This window comes from Sinorhizobium numidicum, assembly GCF_029892045.1.
Taxonomy (GTDB): domain Bacteria; phylum Pseudomonadota; class Alphaproteobacteria; order Rhizobiales; family Rhizobiaceae; genus Sinorhizobium; species Sinorhizobium numidicum.
The window spans coordinates 1,188,588-1,201,077 of the sequence record NZ_CP120368.1; the positions used below are offsets into that span (position 1 = coordinate 1,188,588).

A 12,490-nucleotide genomic window follows, 5' to 3' on the forward strand; every position below is an offset into this window, starting at 1 on the left:
ATGACCAGGGAACGCATCTACCTCTTCGACACGACGCTTCGAGACGGGCAGCAGACGCCCGGCATCGACTTTTCCGTCGAGGACAAGATTGCGATTGCGACGATGCTTGACGAATTCGGCATGGATTATGTCGAAGGCGGCTATCCCGGTGCCAATCCGACCGATACGGAATTCTTCAAGCGCAAACCGACGCAACAAGCGTCTTTCGTGGCCTTCGGCATGACCAAGCGCGCAGGTGTTTCTGCCTCCAACGATCCGGGCCTCAACGCCTTGCTTAATGCCAGCAGTGACGCGATCTGTCTCGTTGCCAAGAGCTGGGACTATCATGTCGAGGTGGCGCTCGGCTGCTCGAACGAGGAGAACCTCGAAAGCATCAGGGCCTCGGTGGAGGCGGTTGTCGCCTCCGGTCGTGAGGCGATGGTTGATTGCGAGCACTTCTTCGATGGCTACAAGGCAAATCCGGCCTATGCGCTCGCCTGCGCAAAAACGGCCTTTGAAGCGGGTGCGCGCTGGGTCGTTCTATGCGACACCAACGGCGGTACGCAGCCGCCGGAGGTGCGCGCGATCGTCTCCGCCGTGATTGCCGCCGGCGTGCCGGGCGGAAATCTCGGTATTCACGCCCATAATGATACCGGGCAGGCAGTGGCGAATTCGCTGGCGGCCGTCGAAGCCGGCGTCCGCCAGATCCAAGGAACGCTGAACGGTATCGGCGAGCGTTGCGGCAATGCCAATCTGGTGACGCTGATCGCTACGCTGGCGCTCAAGGAAACCTATTCGAGCCGCTTTGAAACCGGGATCGATTCCGAGAGGCTGCAGGAGTTGACCACGCTTGCGCACGCGTTCGACGAGCTTTTGAACCGTTCGCCGGATGCGCAGGCGCCCTATGTCGGCGCATCCGCCTTCGCCACCAAGGCAGGGATCCACGCCTCGGCGCTTCTGAAGGATCCGCGAACCTACGAACATGTCGCACCCGAAGCCGTCGGCAATCTGCGCAAGGTCATGGTGTCGGACCAGGGCGGCAAGGCCAATTTCATCAATGCGCTCAAGCGGCGTGGCATCAGCGTCGGCAAGGATGATCCGAGGCTCGACAAGCTGATCGCGGTCGTCAAGGAGCGCGAGGCGACAGGCTATGCCTATGAGGGTGCGGATGCCAGTTTTACGCTGCTTGCGAACCGCATCCTTGGCACGGTGCCGGACTTCTTCCACGTGGAAAGCTTCCGGGTCATGGTCGAGCGCCGCTTCGATGCGAACGGCAATTTGAAGACTGTTTCGGAAGCGGTGGTCAAGGTTGTCGTCGATGGAGAAACGATGATGTCCGTCGCCGAGGGCCATGGCCCGGTCAATGCGCTCGACCTTGCTCTTCGCAAGGACCTCGGCAAATATCAGTCGGAAATCGCCGATCTCGAATTGGCCGATTACAAGGTGCGGATCCTTAACGGCGGCACCGAGGCGATTACCCGCGTCCTGATCGAATCGACGGATCGGACCGGCGCGCGCTGGTGGACTGTCGGCGTTTCCGACAACATCATCGACGCGTCCTTCCAGGCTTTGATGGATAGTATCGTTTACAAGCTGCTCAAGAACCGTGATCAGGTTGGACTGGTTGCCGCGGAATAGCGCGGCCACCTGTCAGCAGATTTCACTTCTTCGTTCACGGAAATGAATTGGTGCATTACCGATCGTTGGAGTAGGACCCGACGCAAAGAAGGCATTGTTCCGTCGGAGCCATGCCGTCGATCGGAGCCAAATCGGCCGATGCGCCGGTCGTTGCTCTGGTCGAGGGGTCAGGGAGGATATGATGGCTGAGCCGAATGCGAAATTGCCCGCTGAAAATACCGACTCGGCCAGAGGCTTTGCCTTCGCCCTTGCAGCCTACCTGCTTTGGGGCTTCCTGCCCTTCTTCATGAAGGCGGTGGCGCATATCCCAGCGGCTGAGGTCGTCGCACACCGTATCGTCTGGTCCGTCCCGCTTGCAGGTCTCGTGCTGTTGTGGCTGGGCCGTACGCAGGAGATCAAGGCTGCTCTGCGTTCGCCGCGCATGCTGCGGATGGCGACGCTGACCGCCGTCCTCATCACCATCAACTGGGGCATCTATGTCTGGGCGATCGGCGCCGGCAGGGCGATCGAGACGGCGCTTGGCTATTACATCAACCCGCTGTTCTCGATTTTCCTCGGTGCCGTGCTGCTCAAGGAAAGACCGAACCCGGCGCAGATGGTGGCAATTGCGCTGGCCGCGCTCGCTGTCGCCGTTCTCGCCTTCGACGCCGGTGGCCTTCCCTGGGTCTCGATCGGGCTTTGCTTCTCCTGGGGATTCTACGCTTTCTTCCGCAAGACGCTGCCGATCGGACCCAACCAGGGCTTCTTCCTCGAGGTGCTTCTGCTTAGCATTCCGGCGATCGGCTATATCATCTGGCTTGAAGCGACCGGACAGGGACATTTCGGCGATACCGGCATGGCCGACATCCTCTGGCTCCTGTCCTGCGGCATCGTAACCGCCGTGCCGCTGATGATCTATGCCAATGGCGCGAAGCTGCTGCGGCTCTCCACAATCGGCATCATGCAGTATATCGCGCCGACGATGATCTTCGTGATCGCCGTCTTCGTCTTTCATGAGCCCTTCGGCACGGCCAAACTCATCGCCTTCGCCCTGATCTGGGCCGCGCTCCTCATCTATTCGGGGGCGATGCTGGCGCAGAGCAGGGCGCGCCGTGCAGCGCAGCCCACGCCGGCGGAATAGGCTGCGGCAATCGGACGGAGTCCTGAATTACATCTTGGCAATGATCTCGGCTTCGCCGTCGCGGCCCTTCGCGGCGGCCGAGGCGAGAATGCCGGGAACGATATCTTCGGCTCTGTCGATCACCAAAGGTTGGACGAGATGAGCCGTGTGGACGAAGCCCTGGTCGCGCATATGTTGGATGAGTTCCATCATCGGGTTCCAGAAGCCGTTGATGTTGCCGAAGACCATCGGCTTCCTGTGGCGGCCGAGCTGCGCCCAGGTCATGATTTCGACGATCTCTTCAAGTGTCCCGATACCGCCCGGAAGTGCGACGAAGGCATCGGCACGCTCGAACATCTTGTGCTTCCGCTCGTGCATGTCGGCGGTCACGACCAGTTCGTTGAGCTGACCGAGCGAATGGCGAGTTGCCTCCTTGTCCATGAGAAACTCGGGGATGATGCCCGTGACGTGACCGCCGGCGGAAAGAACGCCGCTTGCAACGGCGCCCATGATCCCGCGCGTACCGCCGCCATAGACGAGCCTCAAGCCGTGATCGGCGATCGACTTTCCGAGAGTACGCCCTGCCTGTAGCTGAGCGGGATCACGTCCGCCTTGGGAGCCGCAGTAGACGCAGATCGATCGAATCGGGGTTTGTTCCTTGCTCATGAAGCCAAAAAGACATTGCAGCGCAGCACGGGTCAAGAAAAATGAGCGAAAAATCCTTGCGGATACCGTCGGTGCGGGCGGCGGGAGCTTGTACAGAACTATAGGAAACGTTAGCAATTTCAGTAATACATTGAAGAATTCGGACGGGTAGGCCGCCGTTGCGCTATAATGGCAGCTTGGCCCGCACCGCGGGCCGGCAAAGGGGCATGCGCGGAGCAACAAATCGCTCCGCTCCTGTGGAGAGTGGCATGATAAAGAACAAGGCCAGCTGGGTGGCCCTAAGCGTCCTGGCGATTGCGACCGCATTGATGGTTTTCGTGGTCCAGCCGAACCTGCGTGATCAAGAGAAGGAGCAGGCCGGCCAACCGGCGACGAGCGCCGGCGAGCCCGCTGAGCCAAGCTCTGGCGCCAAGGTCGCGAGCGCACCCTCGGCGAAGGAAGGCGCGGACGGTCGCCAGACAGCCGCGCCTCCCAAACCGGTCAATCCCGCTCAAAGCGCACATGAGCCGATCGCCAACTGGACCGTTCCAGGATTTGACGTCCTGCGTGTCGAACCGGACGGATCGACCGTCATTGCCGGACGGGCCCAGCCCGGTACCACACTCGAAATTCTGAGCGGCGACACTGTTCTCGGCACCACGGATGTCGGCCCCGCCGGGGATTTCGCTGCCGTTTTTGACAAGCCGCTTGCCGCCGGCGATTACCAGTTGACGCTGCGGAGCGTCGGACCAGGCGGTGCCGCCAAGACCTCGGAGGAGGTAGCGACCGTTTCCGTGCCGAAAGACGCAAGCGGGCAGTTGCTGGCAATGGTTTCCAAGCCGGGTGAGGCGAGCCGCCTGATCACAACGCCGAAGGGCAAAGCCAAGCCGATGCAGGCAGCAGTAGAGCCCATATCGCCAGCAACGGGCGAGCCCGGTGGCGCGTCCACGACATCAGCCCAGCCGGCCGCCATACCGGGTCTCCAGGTTACGGCCGTCGAGATCGAAGGGCGCACGATGTTTGTCGCCGGCAACGCGAAGCCCGGCGTGCTCGTGCGCATCTATGCCGACGACAAGCTCCTCGGAGAGATGAAGACCGACGAGAAGGGGCATTTCGTCGTCGATGGTTCGATCGACCTCGCTGTTGGCAGCCATATCATCCGGGCCGACATGCTGAACGAGGATGCCAGCAAAGTGGCGATGCGCGCTTCGGTGCCCTTCGACAGGCCGGCCGGCGCTCAGATTGCCGCGGTCGCAGGCTCGTCATCCACTGTGGTCACGACAGGTCTCGATGGCCTCAAGACGGAGGCCGGCAAGGCGCTCGCCCTGTTGAAGGGCCTTTTCGCCAATGGAAAGCAGCCTACCGCCGAACAGCTTGCCGCTGCCCGCTCAGCCACGGAATTCGCGCTCAAGTCGCTTGCGGAGTTCAAGCCCGCCGAGGCCTCCAATCAGGCGCAGGCGACTGCGGCGGCCGAAGCTTCCAAGGCAGCCGCTAAAGCACTGACCATTCTCAAGTCTTCGCCGCAGGACTCGGCGAGCGTTGCTACCGCGCTGGACAAGGTCGCGGGAGTAGTCGGCCCAGCCTTGGCGCGACAAGGCGGCAGCGCGTCGGTCGCGACCTCTGCCGAACTTCACGCTACGCCCGGCACCGAAACCGCCAATGCCGCGGAGCCATCGACGGTCGGAGATGCGGAAAGCGCACTTTCAGAGCCGACAACCGAGCAGGCTGCGGCATCCGCCTCGGCCGAAGGACAGCCGACGACGATCGAACAGGCGCCGCTCAAGGAAAGCAAGACTTCGGTCATCATCCGCCGCGGCGACACGCTCTGGCAGATTTCACGACGCGTCTACGGAGCGGGCGTGCGCTATACGACGATCTACGTTGCGAACCGTGAGCAAATCGACAATCCCGATATGATCCAGCCCGGCCAGGTCTTCGGGGTTCCCGACAAGGCGCTTTCCGACGAGGAATCGCGGGAAATCCATCGGAAGCGCGTGAAACGCGGAGAATAGCCGCGTCTTTTGCCGACAACTCCATTGCGGCAGCAAGAACGCGGACCTATCTGTCATCAAACGCGGCGTCTTCAAAGGCGCCGCTTTTCATTAAAGCTGGAGCGAGAAAAAGCACGTGCGGTTTTCCCGCGTCCCATATACAGCGCCGTGCGTCTTCAGACGCACAAAGGTCGCTGTAACACTTTGAATTGCTGCATATCCTTAAATCGGAACCGATTTCAGGACCCATGCAGTAACTTGGACCTCCGATCACGTTTGTGATTTGGGTTGGTTTAACCCAAATAGTCGTGATCCAAGAGCATCGGAAGCGGACTGAGACGTGGCACCCCAGAACCAGAAGAAGACGGTTTCCGCCGATACCAGCAATCCGTTCGAGACTATTTCGAACCTCTGGCCTTACATGTGGCCGGCCGATCGCGCCGATCTGAAGCTGAGGGTGGTTTGGGCAACGGTGATTCTGGTGGTCGCCAAGGTCGTGCTTATTCTCGTGCCCTATTTCTTCAAATGGGCGACGGATGCCCTCAACAGCAAACCAGACGCGCTGGGCTTTCTGCCGCAATTTCTCACCGGCGCCGTCATGCTGGTTCTCGCCTACAATCTCGCCAGGCTGCTGCAGGCCGGTCTGAACCAGCTGCGCGACGCGCTTTTTGCGAGCGTCGGTCAGTACGCCGTACGACAGTTAGCCTACCGAACCTTCGTGCATATGCATCAGCTCTCATTGCGCTTCCATCTCGAGCGGCGCACGGGCGGACTTTCGCGCATTATCGAACGCGGCACGAAGGGCATCGAGACCATCGTAAGGTTCACCATTCTGAACAGCGTGCCGACCCTGATCGAGTTCCTGCTGACGGCGGTGATCTTTTGGTGGGGTTACGGTTTCAGCTATCTTTTCGTCACCGCGATCACCGTCTGGCTCTATATCTGGTTCACCGTGCGCGCCAGCGACTGGCGCATCGCCATCCGCCGCTCCATGAACGACAGCGACACCGACGCGAACACCAAGGCGATCGATTCGCTGCTCAACTTCGAGACCGTCAAATATTTTGGCAACGAAGAGATGGAGGCTAAGCGGTTCGACAAGTCGATGGAACGCTATGAACGCGCCGCGACCCAGGTCTGGACGTCTCTCGGCTGGTTGAACTTCGGTCAGGCGCTGATTTTCGGCGCCGGCACCGCCGCCATGATGACCATATCGGCGCTCGCCGTACAGCGCGGCGAGCAGACCATCGGCGACTTCGTCTTTATCAACGCGATGCTGATCCAACTCGCCATTCCGCTGAATTTCATCGGCTTCGTCTACCGCGAAATCCGCCAGGGTCTGACGGATATCGAGCACATGTTTGATCTGCTGGACGTCCAGGCGGAGGTCGTCGACCGGCCGGATGCGAAAGAGCTTAAGATCGAGCGCGGTGCGATCGCCTTTCGGGACGTGTACTTCGCCTATGAAGCGGCCAGGCCTATTCTGAAGGGAATTTCCTTTGACGTTCCCGCCGGCAAGACGGTCGCCGTCGTCGGCCCGTCCGGCGCCGGCAAGTCGACCTTGTCCCGGCTCCTCTACCGCTTCTATGATGTGCAGGGGGGATCGATCACCGTGGACGGGCAGGACGTGCGCGCCGTGACGCAGAAGAGCCTCCGTGCCGTTATCGGCATGGTGCCGCAGGACACGGTGCTCTTCAACGATACGATCGCTTACAACATTCGCTATGGCCGGATAGGCGCGTCGGACGCGGAGGTCGAGGCCGCTGCCGAGGCAGCGCAGATCGGCGATTTCATCCGTGGCCTGCCGGAAGGCTTCCGGGCGATGGTCGGCGAGCGCGGCCTGAAGCTGTCGGGCGGCGAGAAGCAGCGCGTTGCGATCGCCCGCACCATCCTGAAGGCACCGCCGATCCTGATCCTCGATGAGGCGACCTCGGCGCTCGACACGAAGACCGAGCAGGAAATTCAGGCCGCACTCGACGTCGTGTCGCGCAATCGCACGACGCTCGTCATCGCCCACCGCCTTTCGACCGTTATCAATGCCGATGAGATTATCGTTTTGAAGGACGGCGTCATCGCCGAACGCGGAACCCATGGCGAACTGATCGACCGGGGCGGCCTTTATGCTTCTATGTGGAGCCGCCAGCGCGAGGCGACTCAGGTGGAGGAGCAGTTGAAGCGGGTGCGCGAAAGCGACGATCTAGGTGTGATCAACCGCGGCGAGCCGGCGATCTGACGATGGTAGGGCGCCGGCTCATCGGTGCCCAACTTGCCGTCACCTGTCGTTCGCCGTTGCCCGGCCTTCGAATTCGCGCTACAGCGCCGTGCGTCTTCTCAGACGCACAAAGGTCCTGTAGCGCTTTGAATTGCTGCATGGTTTATCCTTAAGATCGGTTCCGATTGAAGGAATCATGCGGTAGGTGACTTTCCGCGTTAATTCTGGAGTAGAGTTCATGAGCTTGGTCAGCACGGTGCGCAACACCCTCGTTCCGATCCACAGGGAAGGCTATCGCTTCATTGCGATCTTCTTCGTCGTTTCGCTGGTGCTTGGCTTCCTGTGGGAACCGCTGATGTGGATCGGCTTCCTACTGACCGCATGGTGCGCCTATTTCTTCCGCGATCCGGAGCGCATGACGCCGATCGATGACGATCTCGTCATCAGCCCGGCAGATGGCCGGGTGTCCTCGGTTGCGACCGTGATGCCGCCGGAAGAACTAGGCCTCGGTTCAGAGCCGATGCTGCGCATATCGGTCTTCATGAATGTTTTCAACGGCCATGTGAACCGCGCGCCTGTAAGCGGGACGGTGCGTCGCATCGCATATCGCGCAGGCAGCTTCGTCAATGCAGAGCTCGATAAGGCAAGTCAGGAAAACGAACGCAACGGCCTCGTCATCGAGACGAAGCATGGTGCAATCGGCGTCGTTCAGATCGCCGGTCTGGTCGCGCGGCGCATCCTCTGCTGGACGGCGGAAAACGCGCGGCTCGAGGCGGGCGAGCGCTTCGGTCTTATCCGCTTCGGCTCGCGTCTCGATGTATTCCTGCCGGAAGGCGCGCAGCCGCGTGTAACCCTCGGCCAGACGGCTATCGCCGGCGAGACCGTGCTTGCCGAATTTGGCTCCGCCAAGGGTCCGGTCATCAGCCGCCGCGCGTAAGGAGTGAAGATGGAGCCCCAGCAGGAAAAACCGGCAGAAGCCTCGGAAACGGCCGTTGGTCCGGGCGACTCGCACGATAAGGCACGCGGTCCGCGGCTGCGGGAAATTCCGCTGCGGCTGATGATTCCCAATATGATCACCGTTCTGGCGATCTGCGCAGGTCTCTCCGGCATCCGGCTCGCCTTCGAAAATCGTTTTGAACTTGCCGTCGCCATGGTTCTCTTGGCGGCGTTTCTGGACGGCATCGACGGCCGCGTAGCAAGGTTGCTCAAGGCGACGTCGAGCTTCGGCGGGCAGATGGATTCGCTCGCCGACATCATCAATTTCGGGGTCGCTCCCGCCTTGGTTCTTTACGTTTTCCTGCTGGATCAGGCGCGATCCATCGGCTGGATCGCGGCGTTGATCTATGCGATCGCGGCCGGATTGCGGCTCGCCCGCTTCAACGTTATGTCGGAGCGACCAGTTAAGGCCTCATGGCAATCGGAATATTTCGTCGGTGTTCCGGCGCCGGCCGGTGCCATGCTGGTGCTGCTGCCTGTCTATATCGGTCTGCTTGGTCTTGCTCCAGACCGGATCTTCGCGCTCATCGCGTCGGCCTACACGGTGCTGATTGCCTTTTTGCTGGTCAGCCGTCTGCCTGTCTGGTCCGGCAAATCCGAGAACAGCCGTGTTCGCCGCGACCTCGTGCTGCCGGTCATTCTAGTCGTCGTCTTCTATGTGGCGACGCTGATGACTTATACATGGGAGACCATGGTCGTCACAGCAGTGGCCTATCTGATCAGCCTGCCGTTCGGCGCCCGCTCGTGGCAGCGCAAATACGGCGACTGGCCCGCGGGGCAAGGTGGCGACGGTCTGCCGGGCGACAGCGATTAGAGCGGGGATCGACTGCTTCCCGGGAATTCGGGCCCTCATCCGCCTACCGGCACATTCTCCCCGCAAGCGGGGAGAAGGCTGGTGGAGGGGCAACCAAAAGCGCTGATCAACGCCGGATTATTCCGGCATGCGATAGTCCACGATCTTCTTTTCCCGGACGAGAAAGAGCTTGCCGGTCTCGGTCTGGTCAGGACCGAACAGCGGCATCAGTGCGGCGGCCACCTCGGAAGGATGCGGCACGGTTGCCGGGTCCTCGCCCGGCATGGCCTGCGCCCGCATGGCCGTCCGCGTGGCGCCGGGATCGACGCTGAGAATGCGCAGCGGCAGGCGCTGTGTCTCGTGTGCCCAGGTGCGCGCCAACGCCTCAACCGCCGCTTTCGAGGCGGAATAGGGTCCCCAGAAGGGTTTGCACTTGTGCGCAGCACTCGATGAGAGAATGAGCGCGCGCCCGGCATCGGACCTAACAAGCAGCGGTTCGAGCGAGCGGATCAGCCGCCAGGTGGCGGTGACGTTGATCGTCATCACCTTTTCGAACACCTTGGCTTCCACATGCCCGACCGGCGAGATCGTGCCGAGCACACCGGCATTGGCAACCAGGATGTCGAGCTTGCCCCACCGTTCGTTAATCGCGCCGCCAAGCTTGTCGATAGCGGCCATGTCGGCGAGGTCGAAGGGGACGAGCGTCGCCGATCCACCGGCCGCCTTGATGGCGTCGTCCAGTTCTTCCAGGCCGCCGACGGTGCGGGCGCAAGCGATCACGTGCGCGCCGGCCTTGGCGAGTTCGAGGGCAGTGAAATAGCCGATACCGCGCGATGCGCCGGTAACCACGGCGACCCGGTCTTTCAGATTGGGCGTCATTTTATTGTCTTGCTATCCGTTGCTGGCGAGAACCGAAAGCTTGCGCACGTTGCTCGCGCCTTCCTGGTCGAGTAGGCGGGTCGGGTAGTCCCCGGTGAAGTAGTGATCGGTGAATTGCGGCGCCTGAGAGTCGCGCGGTGCGCCGCCGACGGCCCGGTAAAGCCCGTCGATAGACAGGAATTCGAGCGAATCCGCGCCGATGAAGCGGCACATGGAGGCGAGATCGACATGCTGGTTGGCGAGCAACTTGTCGCGATCAGGCGTGTCGATGCCGTAGAAATCCGGATGGAAGATCATCGGGCTTGCGACGCGCACGTGCACCTCGCGCGCGCCGGCGTCGCGGATCATCTGAACGATCTTGACCGAGGTGGTGCCGCGCACGATGGAATCATCGACCAGTACCACGCGCTTGCCTTCAATCATCGCCCGGTTGGCCGAGTGTTTCAGCTTAACGCCGAAGGCGCGGATCTGCTGCGTCGGCTCGATGAAGGTCCGTCCGACATAGTGATTGCGGATGATGCCGAGCTCGAAGGGAATGCCGCTCTCCTGCGCATAGCCGATCGCCGCCGGCGTGCCTCCGTCCGGAACGGGCACGACGACATCGGCCTCGACGGGAGACTCCTTGGCGAGGTTCTGGCCCATGCTCTTGCGGGCGACATAGACATTGCGGCCGCCGACGACCGAATCTGGTCTGGCGAAATAGACATATTCGAATAGACAAAGGCGCTCCGGCCGCGGGTTCTGCGGTTTGCGGACGTCGATGCTGATCGACCCGTCGGGCTGGATTTCGCAGATGACGATCTCGCCATTTTCGACGTCGCGAACGAATTTCGCGCCGATGATGTCGAGGGCGCAGGTTTCCGAGCAAAAGATCGGCTTGCCGTCGAGCTCGCCCATGACGAGCGGGCGGATGCCGTTCGGGTCGCGGGCGGCGATAAGCTTAGTACGGGTCAGCGCGAGCATCGAATAACCGCCTTCGACCTGCGCAATGGCGTCGGCAAAGCGGTCGCTCGAGGAAGCGTTTTTCGAACGGGCGATCAGGTGCAGCACCACTTCCGTATCCGACGTCGACTGACAGATCGCGCCGTCAGCGATGATCTGGCGCCTCAGCGTCAGGCCATTGGTGAAGTTGCCGTTATGGGCGATCGCGATGCCGCCTTCCTGCAGTTCGGCAAAGAGCGGCTGCACGTTGCGCAGCACCGTTTCGCCGGTAGTGGAGTAACGCACATGACCGATAGACATGGAGCCCGGCAGCTTCGCGAGCGTCGCCGGATCGGTGTAGTGATCACCAACGAGACCCATGCGGCGTTCGGAATAGAACTGCCGTCCGTCGAAAGTGACCATACCGGCAGCCTCCTGTCCACGATGCTGCAGGGCGTGAAGTCCGAGCGCGGTCAACGCAGCGGCGTCGGGATGCCCGAGGATGCCGAAGACGCCGCACTCTTCGTGCAGGGTGTCGCCGTCGAGTTCGTCATCGATTTCATTGGATCTGAGATCGGTCATCACAGTTCGCCTTTGCTCCGTGCAGGTGCGCATATCGTGATCAGGCTGCCCGTCTTCAAGCAATCTTAGCCGAAAACCTTGGCAAGCGTTATTCCCCAAATGGACAAAGCCCGCACAGCGGGCTTTGTTGCAAATTTAATCGTGCTTCAGCCGTTCGTTGCCGGCGTTTCCTCGCCGGGCGCCTGTTCCGGAGCCGCTGGCGGAGTTTCGCCTTCTCCTTCGCCTGTCGTGTCTTTGCCGCGCAGGCGATCAAGAATGGTGGCGTCTGCCTCTTCGGGCAGGAGCGCGATCAGCTTGTTGCCGAGATTGTCGAGCAGCGGCTTTGATTTCGCCTGGGTAACCCAGATGGGCTGCTGCGGCGGCGCCACCAGCCAGTTGAAGAACAGCATGGCGACGACGACCAGAAGGATGCCGCGCGCGGCGCCGAAGAGAAAGCCGAGCGTCCGGTCGAGCGCGCCGATACGGCTGTCGATGATGAAATCGGCAATCCGCATGGTGATAAAGGAGATAATGATCAGCGCGATCAGGAACACGACGGCAGCCGATCCGATCATCGCGACCGTGTCGCTGTTGGTGTATTGCTTGGCATAGGGCAGCAGGTAGGGATAGAGGAAATAGGCTGCAGCCGCCGCGCCGACCCAGCTTGCCACCGACAGAACCTCGCGCGAGAACCCGCGAACCATGGCGAGGACCGCTGAAAATAATGCAACGCCGAGAACGATACCGTCGAGAATTGTGATGGGCATGTTGTCCTT

10 protein-coding genes are annotated in these 12,490 nt (G+C 61.3%); 6 read left to right on the plus strand and 4 right to left on the minus strand.

Annotation, left to right across the window (positions count from 1 at the left end):
* Nucleotides 1-1,617: a citramalate synthase gene (gene cimA, locus PYH37_RS16795; protein ID WP_280732616.1), complete on the plus strand. Its 1,617-nt coding sequence runs from the start codon at nt 1-3 to the stop codon at nt 1,615-1,617.
* A 181-nt stretch (nt 1,618-1,798) separates the two neighbouring features.
* Nucleotides 1,799-2,737 carry an EamA family transporter RarD gene (gene rarD, locus PYH37_RS16800; protein WP_280732617.1) on the plus strand — a complete coding sequence of 313 codons (939 nt, stop codon included), beginning with the start codon at nt 1,799-1,801 and terminating at the stop codon, nt 2,735-2,737.
* 27 nt (nt 2,738-2,764) lie between these two features.
* Here the strand turns inward: rarD and PYH37_RS16805 are convergent, their stop codons facing one another.
* Entirely contained in the window at nt 2,765-3,382 is a 618-nt protein-coding gene (locus tag PYH37_RS16805) for an LOG family protein (protein ID WP_280732618.1), read from the minus strand.
* A 248-nt stretch (nt 3,383-3,630) separates the two neighbouring features.
* Here PYH37_RS16805 and PYH37_RS16810 point away from each other — a divergent pair, with 248 nt between their 5' ends.
* The 4 genes from PYH37_RS16810 to PYH37_RS16825 all read left to right on the plus strand — a co-directional run bounded on the left by PYH37_RS16810 (nt 3,631) and on the right by PYH37_RS16825 (nt 9,374).
* Nucleotides 3,631-5,373 carry a LysM peptidoglycan-binding domain-containing protein gene (locus tag PYH37_RS16810; RefSeq protein ID WP_280732619.1) on the plus strand — a complete coding sequence of 581 codons (1,743 nt, stop codon included), beginning with the start codon at nt 3,631-3,633 and terminating at the stop codon, nt 5,371-5,373.
* A 319-nt stretch (nt 5,374-5,692) separates the two neighbouring features.
* Entirely contained in the window at nt 5,693-7,585 is a 1,893-nt protein-coding gene (locus PYH37_RS16815) for an ABCB family ABC transporter ATP-binding protein/permease (protein ID WP_280732620.1), read from the plus strand.
* A 217-nt stretch (nt 7,586-7,802) separates the two neighbouring features.
* Nucleotides 7,803-8,501 carry a phosphatidylserine decarboxylase gene (locus tag PYH37_RS16820; RefSeq protein WP_280732621.1) on the plus strand — a complete coding sequence of 233 codons (699 nt, stop codon included), beginning with the start codon at nt 7,803-7,805 and terminating at the stop codon, nt 8,499-8,501.
* A gap of 9 nt (nt 8,502-8,510) precedes the next feature.
* The gene (locus PYH37_RS16825) at nt 8,511-9,374 is read left to right on the plus strand and encodes a CDP-alcohol phosphatidyltransferase family protein (RefSeq protein ID WP_280732622.1); all 864 of its coding nucleotides are present in this window, start codon (nt 8,511-8,513) and stop codon (nt 9,372-9,374) included.
* A 117-nt stretch (nt 9,375-9,491) separates the two neighbouring features.
* Here PYH37_RS16825 and PYH37_RS16830 read toward each other — a convergent pair whose 3' ends face one another.
* The 3 genes from PYH37_RS16830 to PYH37_RS16840 form a co-directional block, all read right to left on the minus strand.
* Nucleotides 9,492-10,232 carry an SDR family NAD(P)-dependent oxidoreductase gene (locus PYH37_RS16830; protein ID WP_280732623.1) on the minus strand — a complete coding sequence of 247 codons (741 nt, stop codon included), beginning with the start codon at nt 10,230-10,232 and terminating at the stop codon, nt 9,492-9,494.
* Nucleotides 10,233-10,244: 12 nt separating this feature from the next.
* Nucleotides 10,245-11,735, minus strand: coding sequence for an amidophosphoribosyltransferase (gene purF, locus PYH37_RS16835; protein ID WP_280732624.1), 1,491 nt, complete (start codon nt 11,733-11,735; stop codon nt 10,245-10,247).
* A gap of 146 nt (nt 11,736-11,881) precedes the next feature.
* On the minus strand, nt 11,882-12,481 hold the full coding sequence (locus PYH37_RS16840; protein WP_280732625.1) for a CvpA family protein: 600 nt from the start codon (nt 12,479-12,481) through the stop codon (nt 11,882-11,884).
* Between the last annotated feature and the right edge of the window lie 9 nt (nt 12,482-12,490).

Bases quoted from the DNA above. Each gene is read 5' to 3' on its own strand.
- cimA (WP_280732616.1), top strand. From the start codon at position 1: ATGACCAGGGAACGCATCTACCTCTTCGACACGACGCTTCGAGACGGG.
- rarD (WP_280732617.1), top strand. From the start codon at position 1,799: ATGGCTGAGCCGAATGCGAAATTGCCCGCTGAAAATACCGACTCGGCC.
- PYH37_RS16805 (WP_280732618.1), bottom strand. From the start codon at position 3,382: ATGAGCAAGGAACAAACCCCGATTCGATCGATCTGCGTCTACTGCGGC.
- PYH37_RS16810 (WP_280732619.1), top strand. From the start codon at position 3,631: ATGATAAAGAACAAGGCCAGCTGGGTGGCCCTAAGCGTCCTGGCGATT.
- PYH37_RS16820 (WP_280732621.1), top strand. From the start codon at position 7,803: ATGAGCTTGGTCAGCACGGTGCGCAACACCCTCGTTCCGATCCACAGG.
- PYH37_RS16825 (WP_280732622.1), top strand. From the start codon at position 8,511: ATGGAGCCCCAGCAGGAAAAACCGGCAGAAGCCTCGGAAACGGCCGTT.
- PYH37_RS16830 (WP_280732623.1), bottom strand. From the start codon at position 10,232: ATGACGCCCAATCTGAAAGACCGGGTCGCCGTGGTTACCGGCGCATCG.
- purF (WP_280732624.1), bottom strand. From the start codon at position 11,735: ATGACCGATCTCAGATCCAATGAAATCGATGACGAACTCGACGGCGAC.
- PYH37_RS16840 (WP_280732625.1), bottom strand. From the start codon at position 12,481: ATGCCCATCACAATTCTCGACGGTATCGTTCTCGGCGTTGCATTATTT.